Source organism: Mesorhizobium sp. BH1-1-5 (assembly GCF_020165615.1).
Classification (GTDB): Bacteria; Pseudomonadota; Alphaproteobacteria; order Rhizobiales; family Rhizobiaceae; genus Mesorhizobium.
In genome coordinates, this window is record NZ_JAIUIM010000016.1 from 109,386 (window position 1) to 135,403 (window position 26,018).

27 protein-coding genes are annotated in these 26,018 nt (G+C 65.6%); 7 read left to right on the forward strand and 20 right to left on the reverse strand.

Translation table 11 applies throughout. The features are described 5' to 3' along the window. Positions 1 to 1,296 carry a dihydrolipoamide acetyltransferase family protein gene (locus LB572_RS21585; protein ID WP_224669135.1) on the forward strand — a complete coding sequence of 432 codons (1,296 nt, stop codon included), beginning with the start codon at positions 1 to 3 and terminating at the stop codon, positions 1,294 to 1,296. Positions 1,297 to 1,494: 198 nt separating this feature from the next. Continuing rightward, positions 1,495 to 2,892, forward strand: a complete 1,398-nt coding sequence (lpdA, locus tag LB572_RS21590; protein WP_224669136.1) for a dihydrolipoyl dehydrogenase — start codon at positions 1,495 to 1,497, stop codon at positions 2,890 to 2,892. A 41-nt stretch (positions 2,893 to 2,933) separates the two neighbouring features. Here lpdA and LB572_RS21595 read toward each other — a convergent pair whose 3' ends face one another. Continuing rightward, complete coding sequence (locus LB572_RS21595; RefSeq protein WP_318014058.1) at positions 2,934 to 4,268, reverse strand: saccharopine dehydrogenase family protein; 1,335 nt, start codon at positions 4,266 to 4,268, stop codon at positions 2,934 to 2,936. Between LB572_RS21595 and LB572_RS21600 the strand changes: the two genes are divergently transcribed. Next, a complete protein-coding gene (locus LB572_RS21600) occupies positions 4,168 to 4,596 on the forward strand; it encodes an Lrp/AsnC family transcriptional regulator (RefSeq protein WP_140804783.1) in 429 nt (142 codons plus the stop codon). The two genes, LB572_RS21595 and LB572_RS21600, sit on opposite strands and share 101 nt — an antisense overlap. Positions 4,597 to 4,821: 225 nt before the next feature. On the opposite strand, the gene LB572_RS21605 is transcribed toward LB572_RS21600, so the two are convergent. The 5 genes from LB572_RS21605 to LB572_RS21625 form a co-directional block, all read right to left on the reverse strand. Further along, positions 4,822 to 6,852, reverse strand: a complete 2,031-nt coding sequence (locus tag LB572_RS21605) for an aldo/keto reductase (protein WP_224669138.1) — start codon at positions 6,850 to 6,852, stop codon at positions 4,822 to 4,824. Positions 6,853 to 6,887: 35 nt separating this feature from the next. Continuing rightward, entirely contained in the window at positions 6,888 to 7,967 is a 1,080-nt protein-coding gene (locus LB572_RS21610; RefSeq protein WP_224669139.1) for an ABC transporter ATP-binding protein, read from the reverse strand. Between the two features lie 12 nt (positions 7,968 to 7,979). Beyond that, positions 7,980 to 8,816, reverse strand: a complete 837-nt coding sequence (locus LB572_RS21615) for a carbohydrate ABC transporter permease (RefSeq protein ID WP_140804777.1) — start codon at positions 8,814 to 8,816, stop codon at positions 7,980 to 7,982. Further along, entirely contained in the window at positions 8,813 to 9,673 is an 861-nt protein-coding gene (locus LB572_RS21620) for a carbohydrate ABC transporter permease (protein ID WP_224669140.1), read from the reverse strand. Before LB572_RS21620 ends, LB572_RS21615 begins: the two co-directional genes overlap by 4 nt. A 214-nt stretch (positions 9,674 to 9,887) precedes the next feature. Continuing rightward, entirely contained in the window at positions 9,888 to 11,156 is a 1,269-nt protein-coding gene (locus LB572_RS21625; protein WP_224669141.1) for an ABC transporter substrate-binding protein, read from the reverse strand. A 106-nt stretch (positions 11,157 to 11,262) separates the two neighbouring features. Between LB572_RS21625 and LB572_RS21630 the strand changes: the two genes are divergently transcribed. Continuing rightward, positions 11,263 to 12,132, forward strand: coding sequence for a helix-turn-helix domain-containing protein (locus LB572_RS21630; protein ID WP_140804771.1), 870 nt, complete (start codon positions 11,263 to 11,265; stop codon positions 12,130 to 12,132). A gap of 53 nt (positions 12,133 to 12,185) precedes the next feature. Here the strand turns inward: LB572_RS21630 and LB572_RS21635 are convergent, their stop codons facing one another. The 5 genes from LB572_RS21635 to LB572_RS21655 all read right to left on the reverse strand — a co-directional run bounded on the left by LB572_RS21635 (position 12,186) and on the right by LB572_RS21655 (position 15,957). Further along, a complete protein-coding gene (locus LB572_RS21635; RefSeq protein WP_224669142.1) occupies positions 12,186 to 12,440 on the reverse strand; it encodes a DUF1344 domain-containing protein in 255 nt (84 codons plus the stop codon). A 158-nt stretch (positions 12,441 to 12,598) separates the two neighbouring features. Further along, on the reverse strand, positions 12,599 to 13,978 hold the full coding sequence (locus LB572_RS21640) for a sensor histidine kinase (RefSeq protein ID WP_224669143.1): 1,380 nt from the start codon (positions 13,976 to 13,978) through the stop codon (positions 12,599 to 12,601). A gap of 39 nt (positions 13,979 to 14,017) precedes the next feature. Then, on the reverse strand, positions 14,018 to 14,695 hold the full coding sequence (locus tag LB572_RS21645; protein WP_140804765.1) for a winged helix-turn-helix domain-containing protein: 678 nt from the start codon (positions 14,693 to 14,695) through the stop codon (positions 14,018 to 14,020). A 188-nt stretch (positions 14,696 to 14,883) separates the two neighbouring features. After that, positions 14,884 to 15,669, reverse strand: a complete 786-nt coding sequence (locus tag LB572_RS21650; RefSeq protein WP_140804763.1) for a hypothetical protein — start codon at positions 15,667 to 15,669, stop codon at positions 14,884 to 14,886. 30 nt (positions 15,670 to 15,699) lie between these two features. After that, complete coding sequence (locus LB572_RS21655; protein WP_224669144.1) at positions 15,700 to 15,957, reverse strand: hypothetical protein; 258 nt, start codon at positions 15,955 to 15,957, stop codon at positions 15,700 to 15,702. 209 nt (positions 15,958 to 16,166) lie between these two features. Here LB572_RS21655 and LB572_RS21660 point away from each other — a divergent pair, with 209 nt between their 5' ends. Continuing rightward, on the forward strand, positions 16,167 to 16,799 hold the full coding sequence (locus LB572_RS21660) for a methyltransferase family protein (protein ID WP_224669145.1): 633 nt from the start codon (positions 16,167 to 16,169) through the stop codon (positions 16,797 to 16,799). A gap of 126 nt (positions 16,800 to 16,925) precedes the next feature. On the opposite strand, the gene LB572_RS21665 is transcribed toward LB572_RS21660, so the two are convergent. From LB572_RS21665 to LB572_RS21690, 6 genes are all read right to left on the reverse strand, one after another. Then, positions 16,926 to 17,141, reverse strand: a complete 216-nt coding sequence (locus LB572_RS21665; RefSeq protein ID WP_140804757.1) for a hypothetical protein — start codon at positions 17,139 to 17,141, stop codon at positions 16,926 to 16,928. Beyond that, on the reverse strand, positions 17,138 to 17,893 hold the full coding sequence (locus tag LB572_RS21670; protein WP_224669146.1) for a COG4280 domain-containing protein: 756 nt from the start codon (positions 17,891 to 17,893) through the stop codon (positions 17,138 to 17,140). Before LB572_RS21670 ends, LB572_RS21665 begins: the two co-directional genes overlap by 4 nt. 25 nt (positions 17,894 to 17,918) lie before the next feature. Next, positions 17,919 to 18,962 (reverse strand): ABC transporter ATP-binding protein, encoded by a 1,044-nt coding sequence (locus tag LB572_RS21675; RefSeq protein WP_224669147.1) that lies wholly within the window; start codon positions 18,960 to 18,962, stop codon positions 17,919 to 17,921. Beyond that, positions 18,959 to 20,749: an ABC transporter permease gene (locus LB572_RS21680; protein WP_224669148.1), complete on the reverse strand. Its 1,791-nt coding sequence runs from the start codon at positions 20,747 to 20,749 to the stop codon at positions 18,959 to 18,961. Before LB572_RS21680 ends, LB572_RS21675 begins: the two co-directional genes overlap by 4 nt. A gap of 16 nt (positions 20,750 to 20,765) precedes the next feature. Continuing rightward, positions 20,766 to 21,770, reverse strand: a complete 1,005-nt coding sequence (locus tag LB572_RS21685; protein WP_224669149.1) for an ABC transporter substrate-binding protein — start codon at positions 21,768 to 21,770, stop codon at positions 20,766 to 20,768. Positions 21,771 to 21,854: 84 nt separating this feature from the next. Further along, positions 21,855 to 22,757 carry a MurR/RpiR family transcriptional regulator gene (locus LB572_RS21690; RefSeq protein ID WP_224669150.1) on the reverse strand — a complete coding sequence of 301 codons (903 nt, stop codon included), beginning with the start codon at positions 22,755 to 22,757 and terminating at the stop codon, positions 21,855 to 21,857. A 242-nt stretch (positions 22,758 to 22,999) separates the two neighbouring features. On the opposite strand from LB572_RS21690, the gene LB572_RS21695 reads away from it, so the two are divergent. Continuing rightward, positions 23,000 to 24,019: an LLM class flavin-dependent oxidoreductase gene (locus LB572_RS21695; RefSeq protein ID WP_224669151.1), complete on the forward strand. Its 1,020-nt coding sequence runs from the start codon at positions 23,000 to 23,002 to the stop codon at positions 24,017 to 24,019. Between the two features lie 32 nt (positions 24,020 to 24,051). Here LB572_RS21695 and LB572_RS21700 read toward each other — a convergent pair whose 3' ends face one another. Genes LB572_RS21700 through LB572_RS34475 form a run of 3 tightly spaced genes read right to left on the reverse strand, consistent with a single transcriptional unit; the run spans position 24,052 to position 25,018 of the window. Further along, positions 24,052 to 24,378: a DMT family transporter gene (locus tag LB572_RS21700; protein WP_224669152.1), complete on the reverse strand. Its 327-nt coding sequence runs from the start codon at positions 24,376 to 24,378 to the stop codon at positions 24,052 to 24,054. Beyond that, entirely contained in the window at positions 24,375 to 24,728 is a 354-nt protein-coding gene (locus LB572_RS34470) for an NAD(P)H-dependent oxidoreductase (RefSeq protein ID WP_263498219.1), read from the reverse strand. Before LB572_RS34470 ends, LB572_RS21700 begins: the two co-directional genes overlap by 4 nt. Next, complete coding sequence (locus LB572_RS34475; RefSeq protein WP_263498220.1) at positions 24,698 to 25,018, reverse strand: NAD(P)H-dependent oxidoreductase; 321 nt, start codon at positions 25,016 to 25,018, stop codon at positions 24,698 to 24,700. Before LB572_RS34475 ends, LB572_RS34470 begins: the two co-directional genes overlap by 31 nt. Positions 25,019 to 25,122: 104 nt before the next feature. Between LB572_RS34475 and LB572_RS21710 the strand changes: the two genes are divergently transcribed. Continuing rightward, positions 25,123 to 25,977, forward strand: coding sequence for a LysR family transcriptional regulator (locus LB572_RS21710; RefSeq protein ID WP_224669153.1), 855 nt, complete (start codon positions 25,123 to 25,125; stop codon positions 25,975 to 25,977). Positions 25,978 to 26,018: the final 41 nt, after the last annotated feature.

A 26,018-nucleotide genomic window follows, 5' to 3' on the forward strand; every position in this document is an offset into this window, starting at 1 on the left:
ATGGGCGAACACGTCATCAAGCTGCCCGATGTCGGCGAAGGCGTCGCCGAGGCCGAGCTTGTCGAATGGCACGTCAAGGTCGGCGACCTCGTGCGCGAGGACACGGTTCTCGCCGCCGTCATGACCGACAAGGCAACCGTCGAGATCCCCTCGCCGGTCGATGGCGAGATTCTCTGGCTCGGCGCCGAGATCGGCGACACGGTGGCGATCGGCTCGCCGATCGTGCGGCTGAAGGTAGCCGGCGAAGGCAATGTGAAGGCCGCCGCCGAGGCAGCGCCCGAGGCAAAAGCGCCGGTTGCGCCGGTCGAGACAAAACCGGCGCCGGCCGCACCGAAACCGGCGCCGAAGCCGGCGGAACCGCCGAAAGCTGCCGCTGCTCTGAAGGCCGCGCACCCCGCCTCTGCTTCCGGCGCGCCGCGTGCGGAGGGTGAGAAACCATTGGCGTCACCCGCCGTCAGGCTGCGGGCGAAGGAAGCCGGCATCGATCTGCGCCAGGTCCCGGGCAGCGGGCCGGCCGGGCGCATCGGCCATGAGGACATCGATGCGTTCGTGGCGCGCGGTCCGCAGCTGACCCGCGCCACCGGGCTTGCGCAGAAGGACGGCGTCGAGGACATCAAGGTCGTGGGTCTCAGGCGCAAGATCGCCGAAAAGATGTCGCTGGCGAAATCGCGCATCCCGCATATCACCTATGTCGAGGAGATCGACGTCACCGCGCTGGAGGAATTGCGCGCGACGTTGAACAAGGAGAAGCGCGCGGATCGTCCCAAGCTGACGCTGCTGCCCTTCCTGATGCGGGCGATGGTCAAGGCGATCGGCGAGCAGCCCAACCTCAACGCGCTGTTCGACGACGATGCCGGCATCATCCGCCAGCATGAAGGCATCCATATCGGCATCGCCGCGCAGACGCCCAACGGGCTGGTGGTGCCGGTGGTCAAACATGCCGAGGCGCGCGATCTGTGGAACAGCGCTGTCGAGGTCAACCGGCTGGCCGATGCTGCGAAGGCCGGCACGGCGAGCCGCGAGGAGCTTTCCGGCTCGACCATCACCATCACCTCGCTCGGCGCCATGGGCGGCGTCGCGACCACGCCGGTCATCAACTACCCGGAAGTGGCGATTGTCGGCGTCAACAAGATCATGGTGCGGCCGGTGTGGGACGGCACCCAGTTCATCCCGCGCAAGATGATGAACCTGTCGTCCAGCTTCGACCATCGCGTCATCGACGGCTGGGATGCCGCGGTGTTCGTGCAGCGCATCAAGGCGCTGCTCGAGACGCCGGCGCTGATCTTCGTGGATTGAAAAAATGAAAATGGTCGCAAAGACCCCCTCACCCGGATTGCCAGCCGAATTGCGAAGGGCAATTCGGGGCAATCCGACCTCTCCCCGAGGGGAGAGGAGGCGACTGGCCCCTCCGCTGTCCTCTTCTCCCCTAGGGGAGAAGGTGGCCGCGAAGCGGCCGGATGAGGGGGTCTCCTCCAACCAAAACAGTGTGACCCCATGAAAGAAATCTCCTGCAAGCTGCTCGTCATCGGGGCCGGTCCGGGCGGCTATGTCTGCGCCATCCGCGCCGGACAGCTCGGTGTCGATACGGTCATCGTCGAGGCGGGCAAGCCGGGCGGCACCTGCCTCAATGTCGGCTGCATTCCGTCCAAGGCGCTGATCCACGCGGCGGAAGAATTCGAAAAGATCGCGCATATGGCTTCCGGCAAGGATCCGCTGGGCATCAAGGTTGCCGCACCGACACTGGAACTCGCAAAGACCGTCGCCTGGAAGGACGGTATCGTTAGCCGGCTCAACAGTGGCGTTGCCGGGCTGCTGAAGAAGGCCAAGGTCAAGACCGTGCAGGGCTGGGCAACGTTCCGCGACGGCAAGACGGTCGAGGTCGAGACCGAGACCGGCACGCAGGTGATCCGAGCCGAAACGGTGGTGATCGCTACCGGCTCAGCGCCGGTCGAATTGCCGTTCCTGCCGTTCGGCGGCCAGGTCATTTCGTCGACGGAAGCGCTGGCGCTCGGCGAGGTGCCGAAGAAGCTCGCGGTCGTCGGCGGCGGTTATATCGGGCTGGAGCTTGGCATGGCTTTCGCCAGGATGGGCGCCAAGGTCACGGTGGTCGAAGCGCTGCCGCGGGTGCTGGCGCAATATGACGCCGAGCTGACCCGGCCGGTGCTGAAGCGGCTTGGCGAGCTCGGCGTCGAGGTGATGACTGGCGCCAAGGCCAAAGGCCTGTCGACCAAGGGCGATGCGCTGCTGGTCGAGACATCAGACGGCAAGAACGCCAAGATCGCCGCCGACAAGATTTTAGTCACCGTCGGCCGCAAGCCGCTCACCGAGGGCTGGGGGCTGGAGCAGATCGACCTCGACAGGGTCGGAAAATTCATCCGCATCGACGACCAGTGCCGCAGCTCGATGCGCGGCATCTTTGCCATCGGTGATGTCACCGGCGAGCCGATGCTGGCGCATCGCGCCATGGCGCAGGGCGAGATGGTGGCCGAGATCGTCGCTGGCCACAAAAGAAGCTGGGACAAGCGCGCCATTCCGGCAATCTGCTTCACCGATCCGGAGCTGGTCACTGCCGGCCTGTCACCGGAAGAGGCGAAGGTGCTGGCCGGCGAGATCAAGATCGGCCAGTTCCCGTTCGCCGCCAACGGACGCGCCATGACCAAGCAGGGCGAGGACGGTTTCGTGCGGGTCGTGGCGCGCGCGGACAATCATCTGGTGCTGGGCATCCAGGCGGTCGGGCAGGGCGTGTCGGAACTGGCGGCGTCGTTTGGCCTGGCGCTGGAGATGGGCGCGCGGCTGGAGGATATCGCAGGGACCATCCACGCGCATCCGACGCAGGGCGAGGGTTTCCAGGAAGCGGCGCTGAAAGCGCTCGGCCACGCGCTGCATATTTAGGGGGAGCGTAATCTCCCCCTCAAGGGAGGAGATTACACAGCTCAGCTCGCCAGCCGGCTCGCCATCTCGTGCTGGGCGTAGGCGCGGCCGAAGCGGTTGGCGAGGAAGGCGTCCAGCGCAATGTCTTCCTGGCGCACGAAACCCTTCGCCGGCAGCGAGCCGTCGGCCAGCATGTCGAGCACGGCGCAGATGCCGGAGGCGGTGGTGATCTGGATGGCGCTGCGCACCAGGCTGCCGACGCGCTGCGAATAGATCTTGTTGGCGTAGGTCTCCTGCAGCAGGCGGCCATTGCGGCGGCCCGAGACGGTGACGAAGACGATGACCACGTCCTGCAGCGTCGAAGGCAGGGCGCTCTCGAAAATGTCCTTCAGCACGTCGCGGCGGTGGCGCAGGCCGAGGTCGTTGAGCAGCGCCTTCATGATCGCGGCGTGGCCGGGGTAACGGATGGTGCGGTAGTTCAGCGTGCGCACCTTGCCTTTCAACGTCTCGGCCAAGGTGCCGAGGCCGCCGGAGGTGTTGAAGGCCTCGTAGGTGACGCCGTCGAGCGAGAATTCCTCGCGCTCCTCCAGCGGCGGCACCTCGATCAGCTCGCCCTCGACGATCGCCTCGCAAGGTTCGCAATATTCGTTGATGACGCCGTCCGTGCTCCAGGTCAGGTTGTAGTTCAGCGCGTTGGATGGATATTGCGGCAGCGCGCCGACGCGCATGCGCACGCTTTCCAGCGTGTCGAAGCGGCTGGCGAGATCGTTGGCGACGATCGAGATGAAGCCTGGCGCCAGGCCGCATTGCGGGATGAAGGCGCTGTTGGCGTCGCGCGCCAGTTCCTTGACGCGGCGGGTCGAGACGACGTCCTCGGTGAGGTCGAGATAATGGACGCCAGCGGCGGCGGCCGCTTCGGCGATGCGGGTGGTGAGGTGGAAGGGCGCTGCGCTCAGCACGGCGAACTTGCCGGCGAGCACTTTTTCGAGCTCGCCCGTGGCGGCGATGTCGAGCTCTTGCGTCTCGACGCCGGCCGGCAGTTCGGCGGCGGCAAGCTGGGCGGCCGAGCGGTCGACGAGCGTGACGTGGTAGTCGCCCGTGGCGTTCAGCATTTCGGCGATGGTCGAGCCGATCTTGCCGGCGCCGACGACAACGATGTTCTTCATGATCAATTCCCCGCAATTTCGAGTTGGGCCAATTTGACGGGAATCATCGCAGCTTGCCTGTCGAAAGGAAGCGTGGAATCTGGCAATATGAAGCTGAACTTTAAGCGATCTGCCGAAAGGTTTCGTCGAAATGATCACGGAAGCCGAACAAGCCCTGCTCACGCTCCTGCGCGCCGACGCCCGCGCTTCGACCGCGGAGCTGGCGCGGCAGCTCGGTGTGTCGCGCACCACGGTGCAGAGCCGGATCGAGCGGCTGGAGCAGCGCGGCATCATCGCCGGCTATGGGGTCAGGCTGTCGCCCGACTATGAGCAGGGGCTGGTCAAGGCGCATGTGCTGCTCACCGTCACGCCGAAACTCGCCGACAAGGTGGTGCGCAGCCTGGAGGCGATGCCGCCGGTCAGGACAGTGCACTCGGTCAGCGGCAATTTCGACATGATCGTCATCGTCGACGCGCCGTCGATCCGGGATCTCGATGCGCTGCTCGACCGGATCGGGGCGATGGACGGGGTGGAGCGGACGTCGTCGTCGATCATTTTGTCGACGCGGGTGGATCGGTGAGGGGACTGCCGCTCATTTCAACGCGCCGGCGCGAGGCCCCCCTTTCTGTTCTGCCGGACATCTCCCCCTCGAGGGGGAGATCAGATGTCACGCCGGCTTTCGCCAATCACCAATGTTGCAGAACGGGCGCCGGCATCGGAGCTGCCAATCTCCCCCCTTGAGGGGGGAGATGCCCGGCAGGGCAGAGAGGGGGGCGAAGGAACGCGACGCCTCTGACTTCTGCCCCTAAGCCCTCCTCCTCTCCGGCCCCTCGTCCAGCCACGCCACATCTTCCGGCGTCAGCTTGATATCCAGCGCCTTCAGGCTGTCCTCAAGCTCGTCCAGCGTGCGCGGGCCGATCAGCGGCACCGACGGGAAGGGTTGCGCCAGCACGTAGGCCAGCGCGACATGGATTGGGCTCTTGCCGAGCTTTCGCGCCAGCTCGATCGCGCGGTCGCGGCGGCCGAAATTCTTTTCCGAATACCAGACGCGCACCAGCTCCTCATTGTCGGTCCGGTCGCGGCCAGCGCGATCGGTGAAGAAGCCGCGGCCCTGGCTCGACCAGGCGAAGTTCGGCATCTGCCTTGCCGCCAGCCAGGCCTTCCACGCATCGGTGGACGAGGTGACGCAGCCGGCCCAGATCGGCTCCAGCATCTCGGCCAGCGAGAAATTGTTGGAGAGCGCGCCGGGCTTCTGCCTGCCGTTCTTCTCGGCATAGGCAATGGCCTCATCCATGCGCTCCATCGTCCAGTTGGAGCCGCCGAACAGGCCGCGGATGCGGCCAGCCTTGGCCTCCGCGTCCATGGCGTCGACGAACTCGCCGACCGGCACGTCGGGATTGTCGCGATGCATGAAATAGATGTCGACATGGTCGGTCTGCAGACGGTCGAGCGACTGGGCCAGCTGCTTGCCGATGACATCGGGATAGCAGAGCGGCGAATGCGCGCCCTTGGCGATGATGACCGACTGCTCGCGCACGCCGCGATTCTTCAGCCACTGGCCGAGCAGCGCCTCGGTGTAGCCAGCGCCATAGACAAAGCCGGTATCGAACAGATTGCCGCCGGCCTCGAAATAGGCGTCGAGCAGGATCGAGCCGGAGGAGAAGCTGCGGAAATCCTCGAAGCCGAGCGCCAGCCGGGACGCCTGGCGCGGCAGGCCGGGAATGGCGCGCTTGCCAATGGCGGTGCCGTTGGTTTGCAGCGGCCGGCCGGAGAGCGTGTTGACGCGCTTAGCCGGCTTTTCGATCTCATATTCGAGGCCGACGGCGGCGCGCCATTTGTCGAGCACGCGCAACGTGCCGAGGCTGTCGGCCCAGGACATGCCCGGCCAGGCGAACTCCTGGCGGCCGGCGAGGATCGCCTCGCCGGCGGCATCGACCTCGAAGGAATAGACGTGCCTGGTCTCGTTCAGGCTGATGACCTCGCGAGCCGCCCCGGACCGGATCACCTCGATCCGGCCCGGTCCGACATCGCGGTTGCCACCGGCGAACCAGAAATCGGGCACCTCGATGCGGCCCTTGGTGCCGAGGATGCGCAGCACATTGTCCTGGTCGAGCGAGATGCTGCAGGAGACCTCAGCGACGATGCCGCCGGGGAAGTGCAGCAAGGCGGAAGCCCATTCGTCGACGCCGGACTGGCCGAGATGGGCGGCGCCCACGACCTTGTCCGGCTCGAGGAAAGGCTGGCCCGTGGCGGCGCCGGCGATCAGCCGCGCCATCGACACCGGATAGCCGCCGACATCGAGGATGCCGCCGCCGGCCATGTCGTTGGCATAGAGCCGATGGTCGGCCAAGAAGCCCGGCATGGCGAAGCCGAAGCTCGACTTGATCATGCGCACCTCGCCGATGGCGCCGGACTTGATCAGCTCGACCAGCTGCCGGGTCTGCGGATGCAGCCGGTACATGAAGGCTTCGCCGAGAAACGTGCCTGCCTTGCGCGCGGCGTGCATCATGGCGTCGGCCTCGAAGGCGGTCAGGGCCAGCGGCTTTTCGCACAGCACATGCTTGCCGGCCCCGGCCGCCTTGATCGCCCATTCGGCATGGCCGGGATGCGGGATCGAAATGTAGACGGCGTCGACTTGCTTGTCGGCGAGCAGCGCGGCATAGCCGTCGAGGATGCGCGCGCCCGGAAAGGTCTCGGCGAGGCCAGGCTTGGCGGGATTGCGGGCGCCGAGCGCGACCAGCTTTCCGTTTCGCGAGCCGGCCACGCCGCCGGCAAAGGATTTGGCGATGCTGCCTGGCCCGAGGATGCCCCAGCGGATGGGCGTGGTTGCGGTCATGTCATTCTCCTTGAGAGCTGGGGCGCGGCCGCCGTTCAGCGCAGCCGCAGGCCTTTTTCGTCGAACAGGTAGGATTTGCGGATGGACACGATGATTTCGGACGTGTCGGGCACCTTTGCCGCGTCGCGCTGGATCACCACGTCCTCGCCATTGGCCGTCTTGGCGTAGAGAAAACTCGTGCCGCCCAGATGCTCGACGACGTCGATCGCAACGGCGATGTCGGCGTCGCCTTCCCCGGCATTGCCGAAATGCTCGGGCCGCACGCCGACGACAACCTTGCTTCCCGGCTCGGGCGCGGCGCCCGCCAGAGGCTGCACGATGCGGGTCTTCTCCTCGCCGGCCAGTTCGACCACGACGCCGCGCGCATCGCGCCCGACAATGCGCGCCTTGATGAAATTCATCTTCGGCGAGCCGATGAAGCCGGCTACGAAACGGTTGGCCGGGTCGTTGTAGAGGTCGAGCGGCCGGCCGATCTGCTCGACATTGCCACCTTTCAGCACCACGATGCGATCGGCCAGCGTCATCGCCTCGGTCTGGTCGTGCGTCACATAGATCATGGTGACGCCGAGCTCCTTGTGCAGGCGCGAGATCTCGACCCGCATCTGGACCCTCAACTCGGCATCGAGGTTCGAAAGCGGCTCGTCGAACAGGAACACCTGCGGCTCGCGCACGATGGCGCGGCCGATGGCGACGCGCTGGCGCTGGCCGCCCGACAATTGTTTCGGGCGCCGCTGCATCAATTCGTCGATGCGCAGGATCTCGGCGGCGCGTTTCACCCGGCGCTCGGTGTCGGGTTTCGGATTGCCGTTCATCCTGAGTCCGAAGGAGAGGTTTTGCTCGACGGTCATATGCGGGTAGAGCGCGTAGGACTGGAACACCATGGCGATGCCGCGGTCGGCCGGCTCGACGTCGTTCATCACCTTGCCGCCGATGGCGATGTCGCCGCCGCTGATGTCCTCCAGCCCGGCGATCATCCTGAGCAGGGTTGACTTGCCGCAGCCGGACGGGCCGACGAAGACGACGAACTCGCCGTCGGCGATGTCGATGTTGGCGCCATGGACGACCTCGAAGACGCCGAAGCGCTTGACGACATTGGTGAGAGTAACGGCCGCCATTGCGCTCCTGACCTATTTGACCGCGCCGGCGGCGATGCCGGCGATGAAATGACGCTGCAACAGCACGAAGACGATGAGCATCGGCACGGTCAGCATGACGGCGCCGGCCATGATGCCGCCCCAGGAAACCTTGGTCAGGCCGATCAGCGTGCCGAGCGCCACCGGCGCGGTCATCGCGCCGGGCTGGCTGTTGATCAAAAGCGGCCAGAGATAGTTGTTCCACGAGGCGAGGAAGAGGATGATGGCTAAAGCCGCCAGCATTGGGCGGGCCAGCGGCAGCGCCACGAACAGGAAGATGCGCCATTCCTTGACGCCTTCGACGCGCGCCGCATCGAACAGTTCCGCCGGCATCATCGAGAAGGCCTGGCGCATGAAGAGCACGCCCAGCGAATTGAACAGCGGCGGCACGATCAGCGCGATCCAGGTGTTGGCCAGGGCGAAGTCGCGCGCCACCATGATGAATTGCGGGATCAAGACCACCGCATAGGGAAGCGTGATGGTGCCGAAGATGATGGCGACGACCGCGCCCTTGCCGTGGAACTCGTAGCGCGCCAGCGCCCAGCCGGCCATCGAGGTCAGCAGCACCGAAAGCACCGTGTAGGTCACCGCGACCGCGACCGAGATGCCGATGGCGCCGATGAAATTGGTGTCGCGCTGCAGGTTGGCGACATTGTCGAGGAAATTGTCGTGCGGCAGGAGCTCGATGCCCGGGCTGAAGATGCCGTTGTCGGGCATGGTGGAGAACACCACCATCATCCACAGCGGGAACAGCCAGACCAGCGCCAGCGGCGTCAGGAAAAGATGCAGCAGGACGCTGCGGCCGAGCCTGGCCTGGGAACGCGAGGTCATTTTGGTTCCCTCGTCAGCCAGAGCTGCACCAGGGTGATGGCGATCGCCAGCCCCGCCATGGTGTAGGCGACGGCCGAGGCGTAACCGAAATTGAGCGAGCGGAAACCCTGGCGGTAGAGCAGGAGGCCGAGCGTCTCGGTGCCGCCGCCCGGGCCGCCGCGCTCGGTGATCAGGAAAGGCTCGGTGAAGAGCTGCATGGTGCCGATGATCGACAGCACGGCGCAAAAGACGATGACGGGCTTCAACAGCGGCAAGGTGATGTAGAGGAACTGCTTCAGCTTGCTGACGCGGTCCAGCGTCGCCGCTTCGTAGACATCCTCGGGAATCGACTGCAGGCCGGCCAGGATGATGATGGCGTTGTAGCCGGCCCAACGCCAGGTGACGGCGATCATGATCAGCGCCATGGCCGGGGTGACGTTGGAGAACCAGTCGATCTTGGCCAGGCGGACGCTCTCCAGGAGCTTGTTGACGATGCCGAAATCGAGGCTGAACATCAGCCGGAAGACGGCCGAATAGGCGACCTCGCCGACCACGACCGGGGCGAAGAAGGCGAAGCGGTAGAGGCCGCGCGCCTTCAACAGCGGCGAGTTCAGAAGCACCGCCATGACGATCGCCAGCGAGATCATCACCGGCACTTGGATGACCAGGATCAGCAGCGTGTTCTTCAGCGCGTTGTAGAAGGCGGGGTCGCCGATCAGGCGGCCCCAGTTGAAGGTCGGCGCGAAGCGCCACGGCACGGTGCGCGTCGCCTGGAAGGAGATCAGGAACGAAGAGACGATCGGCCAGATCCAGAAGACGGCGAAGACCAGAAGGTAGGGCGTGAGGAAGCGGTACGCGGTGGCGTTCTGCGTGCGCATTGGCTTCCTCCTTTCTCTGTCTTTCCCTTCTCCCCTTGTGGGAGAAGGTGGCCGTGCAGCGGCCGGATGAGGGGTGTTCCAGGGAAAGCCGACGTCTCACTCCGCTGGTGCACCCGCTCATCCGTCTTGGCGCTGCGCGCCAATCCACCACCCGGGGGCGAGCCGCGGGTCTCGCCCCGTCCTTCGGACCCCACAAGGGGAGAAGGAAGAGGCGCTACTTCACCGGCAAACCGGTCGCGGCGGCGATCTGCTTGGCGGCGTCGTCGAGCGCGGCCTTGGCGTCGGGATAGCCGTTGGCCAGGTATTTGGTCTGCACGGCGCGCAGGATGATCTCGGCGTCGCTCTGGAACTGCGTGCCGCGGCTCGGCACCACCTTGGGCAGCGTCGCCAGGATATCCTTCCACACCGCCTGGTCGCCCCAATAGGGCTGTCCCTGCGCGACATAGGGGTCGTCGAGCGCCGAGATCAGCGACGGCACCAGGCCGAAATCCTTCAGCATGGTGATCTGGCCGTCATTGGTCTCCAGCGTGTATTTCAGGTAGGCGTAAGCCGCTTCCTTGTTCTTCGAGGCCGAGGTGATGGCCAAAGACGAGCCGCCGAGATTGGCGGCGCGCGGGCCGTCGGCGGTCAGGCTCGGCATCAGGTAGACGCCCCACTTGCCGCTTTCCTTCGGCGATTCGGTGCGGATCGTGCCTTCATACCAGCCGCCATAGACCTGGCTGGCGACGGTGCCGGCGGTGTTGTTGGTGATCTTGGTCGACCAGTCGGCCGACGACACGATGCCGGCGTCCTTCATCTCCTTGACCTTGGTCAGGGCGTCGACGCATTTCGGCTCGGCCACGGTGATCGACTGGCCGTCCTCGGCGAAGTAGCCGCAGCCCTGTTCGTTGGAGATCATGCGGAAGAATTCGGTGTCGCCGTTGAAATCGGCATTGGTCATCGACACCCCGGGATTGGCGGCCTGGATCTTCTTGCCGGCGGCGATGAAATCGTCCCAGGTCTTGATCGAGGCCGGATCGACGCCTCCCTTCTCATAGAAGTCACGGCGGTAGAAGACGGCCACGGGGCCGGAATCCCAGGGCATGGCATAGGCCTTGTCGCCGACCTCGAGTTCGGTGCGCTTGAAATCGGGGAATTTCTTCTGGTCCTCGGCGCTGTAGCCCAGCGTGTGCAGGTCGACGAAGCAATCCGGGAACTGGCTCCAGTAGTTCTCCGCCTCGCCATTCTCGATCGAGACGATATCGGGCAGGCCGACGCCGCCGGCGGCGCAGCCGGCGATCGATTTGTCATAGGTCGGCTGGTTGCCGAGGTCCTGGACCGTGACCTTGATGTCGGGGTATTTCTTGTTGAAGCCCTCGACCGTCGCCTTCAGCGACGAGGCGGCGATGTTCCAGCTCCAGATGGTGATTTCGCCGGACTGCGCCAGGGCCGGGCCGGAGCCCAGGGCAAGCATAAGCGCGGCGCAGGTCAGTGTAGTGCGCATTGAAATCCTCCCATTTCATTTGCTCTCTCACTGTGAGCGTGGCTAGACTATGCGGCGCGGAAGGCTTGTCCCCGTCGAAGGGAATAAGAAGTTGGCGGAAAGTAAGATGCCGGAGCGTCCGTTCTACCAGCCTGGCGCGAGCAGCGTCGAAGGACTGCCGCTCATGCTGCAGATGTTCCACAACCACCCGTTGGTGATGCTGAAGCCGCACTGGCATGCCCAGGTGGAGGTGAATTTCATCGTGCAGGGCCGCGTGCATTACCGCATGGCCGAGCACGAAATCTCGCTGTCGGCCGGCGAGATGTGCCTGTTCTGGGGCGGCCTGCCGCACCAGATGGACGACCTCTCCGACGACGCCGTCTATGCCGGCGCGCATCTGCCGCTGGTGCATTTCTTCCGCCTGCATCTGCCGGCCGACATACGCCACCGGCTGATGACCGGCGCGACGCTGGTGACCGACGCGACGGACCAGTCGGACAATGACAATTTCAAGCGCTGGAACGAGTATGCGCGCTCGGGCGATCCGGCCAAAACCGAGCACGCCGTCAACGAGCTGCTGCTTCGGCTCGAGCGGGTGCGCTTCGAGCCTTACCGGCTGGTGCCGGAAAGGTTGGCCGGGCAAGGCGCCGGCAATGCCTTCGACCAGCAGTCCTCGCGCAATGTCGGGCGCATGTGCGATTTCATCGCCGAGAATTTCCTCTATGACATCGACTGCGTCACCATCGCTTCGGCCGCCGACATCCATCCCAAATATGCGATGAGCCTGTTCAAGAAATCGACCGGCATGACGCTCAACGAATATGTCAATCTGCTGCGCCTGAGCTATGCGCAGGCGCTGCTCATGCATGAGGACGCCAATGTGTTGAGGGTCGCCATGGAATCCGGCTTCGGCTCGCTCAGCGCCTTCAACAAATCGTTCCGCAAGCTCGCCGGCATGTCGCCTTCCGATTTCCGCCGGGCGGGCGCCGCGCGGTAGCCGAACGCGCGCCGCCGGCAGGAGACCCCTGCCGGCGTGCCTTGATTGCCCGCTCAGTTGGCCGGCTGGATGGCCGACACCATGAGCTTGCCGGCCTTGGCGGAATAGGTGACGGTGACCTTTTCGCCGACCTTCAGCGTCTCGACCTCGATGTTCTCGGGCAGCGCGAAAGTCTTGCCGTTGCTCAGGGTGAAGGAATCGCCCTTCTTGTCGACGCTGGCGATGGTGCCGCTGGCAGCCTTGGCATAAGCCCCGGTCGCTGAGGCGAGAGCCACGATCGCCGCGACTGCGATGACGGATTTTTTCATCTTCTTTCCTTTCTTCTTTGAGGTTGCCGACCCGAACCTCGTCGGGTCGCGCTCCCGATCCGGCGGGAACAGCGCAAGCCTAGAGACCGCAGTTTTCGTGCGGCTGGCGGGGGCTATACAAATGGGTAAGGCGGCCGGGATGCGGGCTCCGGCCCGCCTCAGGTCACGGTAGTCCGCACGGCCGGAAGGCTGATTGTCACGCCGAGACCCGGATTGCGGTCCTCGAGCGTTATGGCCGCGCCATGCAGGTCGGCAACCGCCTTGACGAGGCTCAGGCCCAGGCCGCTGCCTGGCGTCGTGCGGCTCGCATCCAGCCGGTAGAGCCGGCGGAACACCTTTTCGCGTTCCTCGGCCGGAATCCCCGGGCCATTGTCGCGGACATGGACGAGGACGTGGCTGCCGCCCCTGGTCACCGACAGCTCGATCGCGGTGCCCGGCGGGCAATGCCTGAGCGCGTTCTCGACCAGATTGGCGAGCATTTGCATCAGCAGGTCTCTGTCGCCGTGAATATACCATTTCGTATCCGGAATGATCGTTGTCGACAGGGACTTGCCATCGTCCTCGGCGACATCGGCATAGACATCGCCGATGGTCTCGACGACCGGGCCGACATCGAGATCGACGAAGCGCGCCTTGCGGGCGCCGGCTTCGATCTGGGCGATGCGCAGAAGGGCGTCGAAGGTGCTGTTGATCTGCTGGCTCTCGGCGCGGGCATCGGTCAGCTCGGTCGAGACATCCTCACCCGACACCGTCTTGTCGGCGGCGGATTCCAGGATCATCTGCAGCCGGTTGAGCGGCGTCTTGAGATCATGCGCGATGTTGGCGCTCACTTCCCGCATGCCGTCGACCAGGGCCGACAGGCGCTCCAGCGCCGCATTCACCTGGGCGGAGACGGCGTCGATGTCGTCGCCATTGCCGATCAGCGGAATGCGCGCATCGAGCCGCCCATGCGAGACGTCGACCATGGTGCTGGCGATGCCGTCGAGGCGCCGCTGGACGCGCGAGGCGAGCACCGCGCCGCCGCCGATCGCCAGGCCGGTGATGAACAGCGTGCCCCAGCCGAAGCTCATCAGCACGATCCTTTCGAGATCCTCGGTTTCCGAAAGCGAGAAGGCGACGGTCAAATTGTTGTCGCCGACCATGCCCGAATAGGCGCGGTATTCGGTGTCGGGCGGCACACCCGGCAAGTCGGCGGCGAACATGGAAAAGCCGTCCGGCAGGCTGGAGGCGGTGAAATCCCCGGCGAGGCGGTTGCCGTCCTTGTCGGTGAGGGAAAAGATCTCGTCCTTGTCCTGGCTGAACTGGGCATGGTCCCTGACCGTCGAGACGAGATCCTCCTCGTCGCTCTCGGCATAGGTCGCGGCGATGAGCGAATAGGTCTCCTTGATCGATTGATCGAGCTGCCTGGCGAGCGAGGCGCTCATCAACTGATAGACGATCGCGCCGGACAGGATGAAGGCCAGCAGGAACAGGAAGGCAAAGGTCAGCGCCAACCTGAACGGCGTGCTGCGCAGCAGGTTGGAGCGTGTCTCGCTCATGCGACCGCGGTGGGTCGCCCCGCACGTGCGGCCACGAGATCAGGCCGGAACATGCAGGCTGTAGCCGGTGTTGCGCACGGTGTGGATCAGCGGCACGTCGAACGGCCTGTCGACCTTGGCCCTTAGCCGGCTGATATGCGTTTCGACGACGCTGGTCTTGGGGTCGAAATGAAAATCCCAGACGCGCTCCAGAAGCATGGTGCGGGTGATGACGCGGCCCTCGCCGCGCATCAGCACCTCGAGCAGGCTGAATTCGCGCGGCTGCAGGTCGATCGGCTGGCCCTGCCTGGTCACGCGGCGCAGGATCAGGTCCATTTCGAGGTCGGCGACGCGCAGCGCCGTCTTCTGCTCCTGCGCCGCCGGCCGGCGGCCGAGCGCATGGATGCGGGCGAGCAGCTCGGAAAAGGCGAAGGGCTTGACCAGATAGTCGTCGCCGCCCGCTTCCAGGCCCTCGACGCGGTCGTCGACGCCGCCGATGGAGGTCAGGAAAATGGCCGGCGTGCGGATACCGGCGGCGCGCACCGCCTTGATCATCGACAGGCCGTCGAGGCCGGGAACCATGCGGTCGGCGACGATCACGTCATAGGCGTTGCGGGTCGCGGCGAAGAGGCCGTCATGGCCGTCGCGCAGCAAATCGCAGACATGGCCGGCCTCGGTCAGTCCCCTGACGACATAGTCGGCGGTTCTCGGATCGTCTTCAACAAGCAGAAGTCGCATCGCCCCGTGCTGTCCTTGCCGCCTCAACCTCACCGGCATGGTAGTGCCGGCTGCGGCTTTTTCTTGGCCGGTCACTATCTCTTCGTCTGACGCGGCTTCAAACGGAAATCGCGGCATCACTTGCTCTAACCATCTGTTTTTACGCGCTGCCGGGGCGAAGGCCGCAACACATTTTTGCGAGAAGCACTTTAGTCGAGCAGGGCCTGCTCGTCTTCGTCGATCAATCTCGTCAGTGTCATATAGAGGACGATGACCACGATGGCGCCGAGGAAGGTCAGGCTGGTGAAGGTGGTGCCGAACCCCATGCCGCCATATTCGACCGGCTGCGAGAGCAGGTCGCCGAAGGAAGCGCCGAACGGCCGGGTCAGGATATAGGCGAGCCAGAAGGCGAGGATGCCGTTCAGGCCGAGGAAGAACCAGGCAAGCGTGATCGCCGCGATGACGCCGCCGAAGATGACGCCGGTGGTGAGATAGCCCATGTCGAAGCGTTCGGCCACCAGGTCGCCGGCGGCCGTGCCGAGCGAGAAGGTGAACAGGATCGCCAGCCAGTAGAAGATCTCGCGCCTGGTGGTGAAGATGGTGTGGATCGAGAGCGTCCTTTCGCTGGCGTACCAGGCCGCGAAAGTCAGGGCGAGGGCGACCGAGAAGACGATCGTCGTCGTCTCCAGCCGCACGCCGAAATTGTCGACGAGGTTGTCGGTGACCAAGGTGCCGACGACGCTGATCAGCACGACGGCCAGCCAGTAGGCCCAGGGCACGTAGCGCTTCTGCGCGAATTGCAGGACAAGCGCGACGATCAGGATGCCGCTCATGATCAAGGATGTGACGGTAAGGCCGAGGCCGAGATTGACGGCCAGATAATCGGCCGCCGTCTCGCCCATGGTCACCGCCATGATCTTGATCAGCCAGAAATCGAGGGTGACGTCCGGGACCCGGTTCAATTCGGAGTCTCGTTCAAGGATCGTTGCGGTCATGGCGATGTCCATTTCCGGTCTCTCCGACGATTACTTTCCAAGAATCTTCATGGCCTTGGCGAAGAAGTCGTCGGCGCGCTTGTCGTCGTCGGCGTTGCAACGCTCGATGCCCTTCGTCTCCAGTTCGGAAACCTTGTTCTTGTCGGCATCGTTGGGCGTCGCCTTGGCCTCGGCGGCGCGCAAGTCCTTCAACGCGGTCTCGCAAGGCGTCGGAGCGGCAACGGCGGAAGCCAAGGGAACGATGATCGCGGTAGCGGCAAAGGCGAAAGCAGCGGCAAATTTGTTCATGACATTATCCCGAGGTTGATGATCCATTCGCCGCCCGAAATCGCGTTTGGCGGCGATCGTCAGCCTAGGCAGGCGAACTCACCGCAGCCTGTCCGCCCGCTTACAAATTCGTAAGATCGGCCAAAAATACCGGGTGGGCCTCGTCATCGCGCGGCGGAACAGCTAGAGAAGCCTTGGCGCCCCCGTTGGCGCCGGAGCGGTGAGAAAGAATGGCCTACACGTCCCTCAAATCGGCGCCGAAGGCGTTCGACCAGCATAAGCGCCTGATCGTGGTGCAGGCGACCGCGGTGCTTGCCGTCATCCTGCTCCTGTTCAGCAAGCCGGTGCTGGCCGAAGGATCGAACGGGCACGAAGCCTTGGAGACGATCGGCTTTGTGATGGTTCTGACCTGCTTTTTGGGCCGGCTGTGGAGCATCCTCTTCGTCGGCGGCAGGAAGAATGACGAGCTGGTCGTGTCCGGCCCGTTCTCGATGACCCAGAACCCGCTCTATTTCTTCTCGACCGTCGGCGCGGCCGGTATCGGGCTGATGTTCGGCTCGCTGCTGGCGGCCGCGATGCTCGGCCTGGGCAGCTTCCTGGTCTTCCGCTTCACGGCGCGCAAGGAGGCCGAGTATCTCGCCGGCAAGTTCGGCGCCGTCCACACGGCCTATGCCGAACGCACGCCGCGCTTTTGGCCGAACCCGCTGCTCTACCGCGACGAGGACCAGTGGCTGTTTTCGACGGGCGCGCTGCGGAGGACGTTCCGCGACGGGCTCTATTTCCTGGCGCTGTTTCCGCTTATAGAGACGGTCGAGTATTTCCGCCTCAGCGGTGATCTGCCGACGCTTTTCACGGTTTATTAGTTCCCCGCTATCGTCATTCCAGGGTCTCCGCGACGCCGCTTCGCGGCTGCTCCGCCCAGGAATGACGAGGCTGAGGGGCTTCCGCCAATCTCCAACGTTTGCGCTGATTCACGGAATGAGCGCTGATCAACGCGCCTTGTCGCGGGCGGCGCGGCGCGCGCTCTGCAGAAGAATGGCCAGGCAGCCGGCGAGAAGCAGCAAGCCGCCGATGAGCGGCGGCAGCGCAATCAGTTTCACCGCGGCGGTGATCAGCGCAATGAGGACCAGCGCCAGCAACGCCAGACTGCCGTCGTCGACGAACATGCCGACGAGCTCCTTGAGAACGAGGCGGATCATGGTCATCGGGCAACTCCTGCAGCGGGCGCCGGATAGGCGCTGCGCAGCCAGCGCACGATGGCGAAGGATACGGCGGCAGTGATGGCGAAGATGGCGAGCAAAGCGAGATCGGCGCCCGGCCAGTCAGCGCCGAGGCCTTCGCCGGTCCAGAACACGCCGAAGCTGGTCAGCATCAGCCCGACGACGAATTTCAGCGAATTCTCGGGCACGCGCGCCAGAGGCCGGTGCACGGCAAGGCCGATCAGCATCACCAGCACGAAGGCGGCCAGCGCGCCGAGGCTGGCATAAAGCGTCTGGCCGTGCGCGGCGCCGACGGCGATGACGATGAACACCACTTCGACGCCCTCGAGCAGCACCGCCTTGAACGACGCGACGGCCGCCAGATAGTCGGCGCGGCGGTCATTGGCCTGCCGCTGCAAGGCGGCCGTCTCCTTGGAAAAGGCTTGCTCCTCGTCATGCAGCGCGATGACGCCGACGCTGCGCAGGATCGCCTTCCTCAGCCAGCGCATGCCGAACAGGATCAAGAGCACGCCGACGACGAATTGCAGGACGGCGATGGGGACGAGCGCCAGCAGCGGCCCGAAGGCCAGCACCAACGCCGCCAGCACGGCGAGCGCCAGTGCAGCGCCTGTCAATGCGGGGCGCCAGCTGCGCGTCACGCCGACGGCGAGCACGATGGTGAAGGCTTCGACCACTTCTACGAAGGAGGCCAGGAAAGAGGCGGTCACGGTGGAAAGTATGGGTGTCAGGCCATGCATGCAGGCATCCTACAGTTCAAAATCATCAGTTGGCGAGGACGATACAACGCTCCGGCGGCAGCGAGAACGCCAGCGAGGAGCCGACCGGCGGCGCTTCCGGCCAGTCGAGGCGAACACGCTGCGGACCAAGCTCCACCGCCAGCCGCCAGCAGCGGCCCTGGAAGGCGCTCGACAGCACCTTGCCCCGCAGCCGGTTGCCGGGATGCGCCTCGGCCGGCCGGGCATCCTCCGGACGCACGACAAGCATGCCGTCGCCGGGTTTGGCGCCGGGCGTGCGCAAGCTGTCGGCTGCGGCGCCCCGCACGCTGAACAGCCCGTCGCGCACGGTGCCCGGCACCACCGAAAAGCCGCCAATGAAACCGGCGACGAAGGAATCGGCCGGCGCCTCGTAGATCGCCCGCGGCGTGTCGAACTGGGCAATGCGGCCGTCGCGCATCACCGCGATGCGATCTGAGACGGCCATGGCTTCGGCCTGGTCATGCGTCACATAGACCACGGTCGCGGCCTCGCGGCGCACCAGCTCCATCATCTCGATGCGCATGTCCTCGCGAAGTGCCGCATCGAGATTGCTGAGCGGCTCGTCGAACAGCATCAGGGCCGGCCGCGCCGCGAGGCAGCGGGCGATGGCGACGCGCTGCTGCTGTCCGCCCGACAGCTCGGAAGGGTAGCGGTCGCGATAGGGCACGAGCCGCGCGACCTCCAGCGCATGGCCGACGCGGGCGGCGATCTCCGGTTCGGCGAGCCGCTGCGCCCGCAGCCCGAACGACAGATTGCGCGCCACCGTCATATGCGGCCACAGCGCGTAGTCCTGGAACACCATGCCGATCCTGCGCTTTTCCGCCGGCAGGACGGATGTTTCGCTCCAGACGACACGGCCGCCGAGCGCGATCGTGCCGCTGTCGGGGTCGACCAGTCCGGCGATGCTGCGCAACAGCGTGGTCTTGCCGGAACCGCTCGGGCCGAGCAGCGAGACCACCTCGCCGGCCCTGATGGCGAGATCGAGCTTATCGAGCACGGCGCGCCCGCCGAGCGATTTCGAGATGCCGGCGCAATGGAGCGAAGCGGTCATGACGGCTCTCCCGACGGGATGCGTTGCTGCCGGCCGAAGGCAATGACGCGCTTGAGCGGATACCAGATCAGCGCCGCCGCGCCGCCTGCGGCGGCCATGGCGGCGAGCGCGATGGCGCAGGCCAGCCCGTCGCGGTCATGGCTGAACAATTTCAGGATCAGCGTAGGCGCCGGTGGACCGCTTTGCGGAATGAGCATCTGCGACATCGGCAATTCGAACACGGTGCGGATGAAGGTGAGCAGGAAGGCCGTGACGACGCTGAGCAGGATCAGCGGCAAGGTCACCGAGATGAGACGCCGGACCGCGCCGACGCCGGAGATCCGCGCGGCGTCGGTGAGGCTCGGCGCCAGCTGGCCGATGGCCGAGAGGATGACCACCAGGCAATAGGGCAGCGCCGCCGCGACATAGCCCATGACCAGCAGCGAGCCGTCGCCATAATGCGGGAAAGGCCAGCCGCGAAAGCCGGGCAGCCGGTTCCAGACCAGGATATAGCCGAAGCCGAGCACGATGCCGGGAATCGCGACGGCGCCAAGCGAGAGGCCAAGCACCGCGGTGCGCATGACGGGGCTCGAACGATCGAGCTGGGCCGACAGCAGCAAGGCCAGCGTGCTGGCGATGACGGCGCTGAGGCCGGCGTAGAAAAGGCTGCGCATCAGACCGTCATTGGCCGGTGTGTTCAGGCTCAGCGCCGCGCCGATATTGGCGAGCGTGAAATTGTCCGGCGCCAGACCGTTGCCGAGCGTGCTGGTGAGCGCCCGCGCCGCGATCGCGCCGAGCGGCAAGATCAGCGCCAGGAAGGCGACCAGCAGCGCGATCGCAAAAGCGAGCCAGCGCCAGGCGCCGACCCGATAGCGCCGGGCTGGCCTGGCGCGTCCGGAAATCAGCTGCGGATCGGCGCGGCGGCGGAGCAGCCTGTCGGCCATGACGACGAGCAGAACCAGCGCCAGCAGCACGAGGGCCTGGGCGCCGGCGGCCGGGAAGTCGACCGGATAGTCGCTTGCCGCCGCATAGATGCCATAGGTCACCACGCCGAAGCTCGATATCCTGGCAATCGTCGAAGCCAGGCCGAAATCGGAGAGCACTTCGGCGAAGGTGGCAATGAAGCTCAGCACGATCGCCGGCGCCAGCAACGGGCCGTTGACGCGCAGCCAGATCCTGAGCGGCCCGGCGCCTGACAGGCGCGCCGCGTCCTCCATCTCGCTGCCCAGTCCCGCCAGCGCGCTGCCGATGATGAATGCGGCCAGCGGGAAGAGGCTCAGCGTGTGCACGAAGACCAGGCCGCCCAGCCCGAAGAAGGACGCGTCGAGCCACGGCGGCAAAAGGCCGAGCTGCGCCAGATAGCCGCCCGACGACATCAAAAGCACCCAGGCCAGCGCCTTCAGATAGGACGGCGTCAGGAACACCAGCCAGGGCAGCAGCGAAATCGCGCCGCGCAGCGGGATGTCGCAACGCTGCACCAGCACGGCGAAGGCGCCGCCGAGAATGGTCGTCGTCAGGGCCGCAACCAGGCCGAGCTCCAGCGAATGTAGGATCGAGCCGGTGATGGAGGGCGAGGAAAGGATGCGCGCCAGCGGCTCGGCGCTGACGAAAGCTTGCGCGCCATCGGCCGCGAACAGTCCAGGCATGACGGCCTGGAGCAGGACCAGCGCCAGCGGCAGGCCAATCAGCAGCGCGAAGACGGCATAGACGGCCAGCGGTCCGCCAAGGCGCGCCAGCGCGGGCAGGCGTCTACGCGCCCACCCGCTCGAGCCGATGCCGCCGCCGGCGGCATCGAATTCCTGCACCATCGTCATTGCCGGGCGGTCACTGGACGAATTTTTCCTTGTACCACTGCTTCCACTCCGTCTCGTGCGCCGAGGCGGTCGCGTCGTCGAGATGGGTGTAGGCGATGTTGGTCTCGCGGCCGGGCTTGGGGTTCACCCCCTTGATGACCGGGATGTAGAAAAAGTCGGTGTCGTCGCCGTTCTGCATGGCGGCCTGGCCATCGGCGCTGGTGACGAACTCGATGAACTTCTTCGCCGCATCCATATGCTGCGTCCTGGCGCTGATGCCGAGGCCTTGCGGCAGCGAGACCGAGCCCTCGCTCGGATAGACGGCGACGACAGGCTCGCCGGCGGCGATCTTGGAGAAGATGGCGCTGTCCTGGTTGATGCCGACCGAGGCATCGCCGGTGAGCACGGCCTTGTTGACCTTGCCGCCGCTGGAGAGTCCCGACAGCGACTTGTTGGTCAGCGTCCTGGCGAGCAGCTCCTTGCCGGCATCGACGCCATTGGTCTGGAACAGGCCTGCCAGCCACTGATAGGCCGGGCCGGAAAGGTTCGGGTCCTTGGCGGCGACGCTGCCGGCGAAGCCCTGCAGGTCGGCCCAGGATTTCGGCATCTTGTCGGCCTTGACCTTCTTGGTGTTGACCTCGATCGCGGTGGTGCTCGTGCCGGTCGGCAGGAAGGCGTGGTTTTGCGGGATCAGCGACTTGCCGAGATCGGTCCAGGCGACCTTGTCATAGGCCTCGGCCGGCACCGGCTGCAGCACGTGGTCGGCGGCCATGCGCTCCATCACGGCCGAACCGTCGAGCCAGACGATGTCGAATTGCGGATTATTGCCCTCGGCGGCGATCTTGCCCAGCGTCTCGCCCGTGCTGCCGGGCTCGACGATGTCGACGGTCAGTCCGGTCTTGGCCTCGAAGGCCTTGGCGACCGGTCCGGCGAAGTCGAGCGCGTCATAGAGCACCAGATCCGCGGCGCAAGCCGGCGCGGCGATGGACAGAACCATCAAACTCAACGCAAGTCCAAGCGTTGTCTTTATAGTCATATCGCTCTCCTGTTGTTTCGAGAAGGCAAAGTAATGCCAATTGTATATTATGCTTCTTGGCTGACATTTTTGTGTCAGTGGCGATTACTTCCTGCGCGTGCCGCGTTTTATCCATGCCTTGTCGATCGCGCCGCGCAGGCTGCTCAGCCGGTCCAGGCTGTCGAAGGCGGTCTCGCCGGCCTTGGCCGCCAGGGCGATGATCATTGCCTCGATGAGCACCATGGTGCCGCCATGAGTGGCGAGGTGGTCGGCCTTGCCGCGCGGGACCGGCAGCGTCGCAGCCACCTTGTCGGAGACGAGCGGCCCGAGATTGTCGCTGATCAGCACCACCGGCGCGTCATGCCGGCCGGCCTGGTCGAGGACGATCTCGACCTCGCGGTAAAGCGGCGCGTAGGCCATCATCAGCACGGCGTCGCCGCTTTCCAGCCACAAGAGACCGTCGGCAAGCGCGACGCCGGAAGCCGACAGCGCGCTGCTCGGCAGGCCGATCCTGTTGAATTGCAGCGCCGCGTATTCGGCCATGGCGCCCGACGGGCCGATGCCGAAGATGTGACGGCGGCGGGCCGCCGCCAGGATGTCGATGGCGCAGGCGAAGGCCGCTTCCATTCCGGGCTGCTTCAGCGCCTCGAGCGCGGTCTCATGCAGGCCGACGACATGGCGCAGCGCCGAGGCGCTGTCGTTGCCCGTCTCCTGCAAGGTGCGAGCGAGCCGCCTGCCCGGCGAGGCCGTTCCGGTCAGATCCGCGAGCAGCACCTGGCGCAGCGCCGACAGGCTTTCGAAGCCGAGCGAGCGCGCGGTGCGCACCACGGTCGCGTCGCTGGCGCCGGCAAGGGCGGCGATCTCGGCCGCCGATCCTAGCAGCACCGCCTGCTTCTGGCCGACGAAGAAACGCGCCATGCGCTGCTCGGCCGGCGGCAGGGTTTCCAATGCCGCCTCGACGCGATCGTCGAAAGCGCTCTGCCTGTCTTCGGGGTCGTCGGGTGTCATGGTGGTCGGCCGTTCGCCAGGAGGGTCTGTAGCAAGCGCTACGGTGCCGACATTCCGAAATGTTCATTACATCCATGTGACAGCACCGACCTTGGATCGCGGGACCTATCGGTGCGCTGGGGCTTCCTGATTGACGGTCTGTATCCATTCGGTGTCCGTTGTATCGCGGCACTGCCCTGGCTATCTGCTGGAGCAACAAGGAATTTGAGCGGTCGATGGGCCGCCCCAGCAGGAATGGAGCCATGAAGAAGATCGGATTTCTGTCGTTCGGGCATTGGTCGCCCTCGCCGCAATCGGGCACGCGCTCGGGCGCCGACGCGCTCTTGCAGTCGATCGACCTCGCGGTCGCGGCCGAGGAGCTCGGCGCCGACGGCGCCTATTACCGCGTCCATCACTTTGCCCGCCAGCTCGCCTCGCCGTTTCCGCTGCTTGCCGCGGCGGGCGCCAAGACCAAGCGCATCGAGCTCGGCACCGCCGTCATCGACATGCGTTACGAGAACCCGCTCTACATGGCCGAGGATGCGGGCGCGGCCGACCTCATCGCCGGCGGGCGTTTGCAGCTGGGCATCAGCCGCGGCTCGCCCGAGCAGGTGATCGATGGCTGGCGCTATTTCGGCTACGTGCCGGAAGAGGGCAAGAGCGACGCCGACATGGCGCGCCGCCACTCGGAGATCTTCCTCGACCTGCTGCGCGGCGAAGGTTTTGCGCAGCCCAATCCCCGCCCGATGTTCCCCAACCCGCCTGGGCTGCTGAGGCTGGAACCCTTCTCGGCCGGCTTGCGCGAGCGCATCTGGTGGGGCGCCGCCACCGACGCCACCGCGGTGTGGGCGGCCAAGCTCGGCATGAACCTGCAGAGCTCGACGCTGAAATTCGACGAGAGCGGCGAGCCGCTGCATGTCCAGCAGGCCAAGCAGATCAGGGCCTACCGCGCCGCCTGGAAGGAAGCCGGGCATACGCGGGAGCCGCGCGTCTCGGTCAGCCGCAGCATCTTCGCGCTCGTCAACGACATGGACCGCGCCTATTTCGGCGGTAGCGAGGGCCAGGACCACTTTGGCTATATCGAGCCGGAAAAGCGCGCCGTGTTCGGCCGCTCCTATGCCGCCGAACCGGAGAAGCTGGTCGAGCAGCTCAAGGAGGACGAGGCGATCGCCGAGGCCGACACGCTGCTGCTCACCGTGCCCAATCAGCTGGGTGTCGACTACAACGCCCATGTCATCGAGTCGATCCTGAAGCACGTCGCGCCGGCGCTCGGGTGGCGGTGAGGGATCGCAGTAGGGAAGGCGCCTTGCCTGCCCTACGAGCTCACTTTCAGGCCGACCACGCCAAGAATGGTCACCGCCGCGAAGGTGAGCCGCACGGGGTCGGTGCTTTCGCCGAACAGCACGACGCCGGCGGCCAAAGAGCCGACGGCGCCGATGCCGGTCCATACCGCATAGGCGGTGCCGAGCGGCAGGACGGTCAGCGCCTTGGTCAAGAGCGCGATGAAGATGACCAGAAGCAGCAGCGAGGCCACGGCCCAGAGCGGCTCGGTGAAGCCGGCCGACTTCTTGGTCGCGAGCGCCCAGGCGACGTCGGTGATGCCCGAGATGATCAGCAGCAGCCAGGCCAGCGAGGGGCTCATGTGAGCCTCCCGGCGAAATCGGCGGCAAGGCGGCGCAATTCGGCCTCGGTTCGTCTGACGCCGGCTTCCATCGCTTCCGGCTGGCCGATGGTCGGCGAGACGTGGACGATATCAGCGTCCTTCAGGCCGATGAAGGCAAGCGCGGTGCGCAGATAAGGCGTCGCCAGGTCGGGGCGGCCGTAGCTCGGGCCTTCGGTGAAGTCGCCGGAGGTCGCCATCAGCACGGCGATCGGCCGGGCGCGTAGCAGCGGCGCATAGCCGGTCGCCGGATTGAAGGAAAAACTCAGGCCCGGCTGCGTCACCAGGTCGAACAGGTGCTTCAGCCGGTAGGGGACGCCGAGGTTCCACATCGCGTCGAGATCAGGATCGCGTCGGCGGTGTCGAGCCTTGCCACATAATGACCGATCAGTTTCCAGGCCCGGCTCTGCGCCTCGGTCAGTGGCGTGCCGGAAAGCTTGGCGTATTTGGCGTCGATCGCCGCGCCGTCGAAGCTCGGCAGGATGGCGGTCCAGATGTTGAAATGATCGACTTCGACCTTGGGCAGGCGCTTTTTCAGCCGCGCGAGGAAATTGCTGGCGGCCTTGCTCGACCAGGAGCGGTCGGCGCGGGGCGAGGCCTCGCTATGCAGGATGCGGCTCATGTCTTTCTCCGGACAGGCTGGTTCGTTTCCGGAGCGCGATATATGTTCGCGCCAATGCGAGCGCATTGAGCAATTATGCTATCCTCATTCGCATGGATGCGAAGATGATCGACTATGACGACGTGCGGCTGGTGGCGGCGATCGCGGCGGCGGGCGGGGTGCGCGGCGCGCAGTCTAGGCTAGGCACCCATATTGCGACGATCTACCGGCAGTTGAGGGAGTTGGAGAAACGCACCGGCGGCGCGCTGTTCGAGCGCTTCGGCGATGCGCTGGTGCCGACCGGCAGGGCGGGCCCTTTCCTCGACGCCGCGGAAGAACTGCGCGACCGTCTCGCCGAAGTCGAGCGGCGCGTGGCGGCACAGGACGACCGGCTGGTCGGGCCGCTGCATGTGACGACCGCCGACACGCTGCTCGACATCGCCTGCGCCTGCCTGAAAGCATTCGGCAAAGCTCATCCCGGCATCGCATTGTCGCTGGAGGTGAACAACAGTTTCGCCGATCTCGGCCGGCGCGAGGCCGACATCGCCATCCGCCCGACGCTGACGCCGCCTGAAACGCTCGTCGGTCGGCGCGTGGCGCGGTTTTCCTATACCGTCTATTCCGGCGATACGCCTTCGGAAGGATGGATCGGCTTCGACGCGACCCTGTCCGCCTTGCCGGCCGCGCAATGGCTGAAGGCGAATGTCGCGGACGATGTGATCGGGCTGAGGGTCAACAGCCTCGGCGCAGCGGCGGCCGCCGCCGAGGCTGGCTGGGGAAAGGCGCTGCTGCCCGACTATCTGGGCGCCGCGCGACGGTTGTCGCGCCTTGGCGAAACGGTCGAAGAGCTCGCCTCGGAGCTGTGGGTGCTCTACCACCCGGACCTCAAGGGCAATCCGCGCGTGCGCGCCTTCAGCGATTTTGCGGCGAAGTGGCTGCGGACTCGGCTGAGCGCGGCCAAGCCTCCGCCCGGATATTGACACTTGGCAAATTCAGGCTCTACTTGCGTAATCGGTTACGT

Coding starts and splice junctions, on each gene's coding strand:
- LB572_RS21585 (WP_224669135.1), top strand. CDS start 1: ATGGGCGAACACGTCATCAAGCTGCCCGATGTCGGCGAAGGCGTCGCC.
- lpdA (WP_224669136.1), top strand. CDS start 1,495: ATGAAAGAAATCTCCTGCAAGCTGCTCGTCATCGGGGCCGGTCCGGGC.
- LB572_RS21600 (WP_140804783.1), top strand. CDS start 4,168: ATGATCACGGAAGCCGAACAAGCCCTGCTCACGCTCCTGCGCGCCGAC.
- LB572_RS21605 (WP_224669138.1), bottom strand. CDS start 6,852: ATGACCGCAACCACGCCCATCCGCTGGGGCATCCTCGGGCCAGGCAGC.
- LB572_RS21610 (WP_224669139.1), bottom strand. CDS start 7,967: ATGGCGGCCGTTACTCTCACCAATGTCGTCAAGCGCTTCGGCGTCTTC.
- LB572_RS21615 (WP_140804777.1), bottom strand. CDS start 8,816: ATGACCTCGCGTTCCCAGGCCAGGCTCGGCCGCAGCGTCCTGCTGCAT.
- LB572_RS21620 (WP_224669140.1), bottom strand. CDS start 9,673: ATGCGCACGCAGAACGCCACCGCGTACCGCTTCCTCACGCCCTACCTT.
- LB572_RS21625 (WP_224669141.1), bottom strand. CDS start 11,156: ATGCGCACTACACTGACCTGCGCCGCGCTTATGCTTGCCCTGGGCTCC.
- LB572_RS21630 (WP_140804771.1), top strand. CDS start 11,263: ATGCCGGAGCGTCCGTTCTACCAGCCTGGCGCGAGCAGCGTCGAAGGA.
- LB572_RS21635 (WP_224669142.1), bottom strand. CDS start 12,440: ATGAAAAAATCCGTCATCGCAGTCGCGGCGATCGTGGCTCTCGCCTCA.
- LB572_RS21640 (WP_224669143.1), bottom strand. CDS start 13,978: ATGAGCGAGACACGCTCCAACCTGCTGCGCAGCACGCCGTTCAGGTTG.
- LB572_RS21645 (WP_140804765.1), bottom strand. CDS start 14,695: ATGCGACTTCTGCTTGTTGAAGACGATCCGAGAACCGCCGACTATGTC.
- LB572_RS21650 (WP_140804763.1), bottom strand. CDS start 15,669: ATGACCGCAACGATCCTTGAACGAGACTCCGAATTGAACCGGGTCCCG.
- LB572_RS21655 (WP_224669144.1), bottom strand. CDS start 15,957: ATGAACAAATTTGCCGCTGCTTTCGCCTTTGCCGCTACCGCGATCATC.
- LB572_RS21660 (WP_224669145.1), top strand. CDS start 16,167: ATGGCCTACACGTCCCTCAAATCGGCGCCGAAGGCGTTCGACCAGCAT.
- LB572_RS21665 (WP_140804757.1), bottom strand. CDS start 17,141: ATGACCATGATCCGCCTCGTTCTCAAGGAGCTCGTCGGCATGTTCGTC.
- LB572_RS21670 (WP_224669146.1), bottom strand. CDS start 17,893: ATGCATGGCCTGACACCCATACTTTCCACCGTGACCGCCTCTTTCCTG.
- LB572_RS21675 (WP_224669147.1), bottom strand. CDS start 18,962: ATGACCGCTTCGCTCCATTGCGCCGGCATCTCGAAATCGCTCGGCGGG.
- LB572_RS21680 (WP_224669148.1), bottom strand. CDS start 20,749: ATGGTGCAGGAATTCGATGCCGCCGGCGGCGGCATCGGCTCGAGCGGG.
- LB572_RS21685 (WP_224669149.1), bottom strand. CDS start 21,770: ATGACTATAAAGACAACGCTTGGACTTGCGTTGAGTTTGATGGTTCTG.
- LB572_RS21690 (WP_224669150.1), bottom strand. CDS start 22,757: ATGACACCCGACGACCCCGAAGACAGGCAGAGCGCTTTCGACGATCGC.
- LB572_RS21695 (WP_224669151.1), top strand. CDS start 23,000: ATGAAGAAGATCGGATTTCTGTCGTTCGGGCATTGGTCGCCCTCGCCG.
- LB572_RS21700 (WP_224669152.1), bottom strand. CDS start 24,378: ATGAGCCCCTCGCTGGCCTGGCTGCTGCTGATCATCTCGGGCATCACC.
- LB572_RS34470 (WP_263498219.1), bottom strand. CDS start 24,728: ATGTGGAACCTCGGCGTCCCCTACCGGCTGAAGCACCTGTTCGACCTG.
- LB572_RS34475 (WP_263498220.1), bottom strand. CDS start 25,018: ATGAGCCGCATCCTGCATAGCGAGGCCTCGCCCCGCGCCGACCGCTCC.
- LB572_RS21710 (WP_224669153.1), top strand. CDS start 25,123: ATGATCGACTATGACGACGTGCGGCTGGTGGCGGCGATCGCGGCGGCG.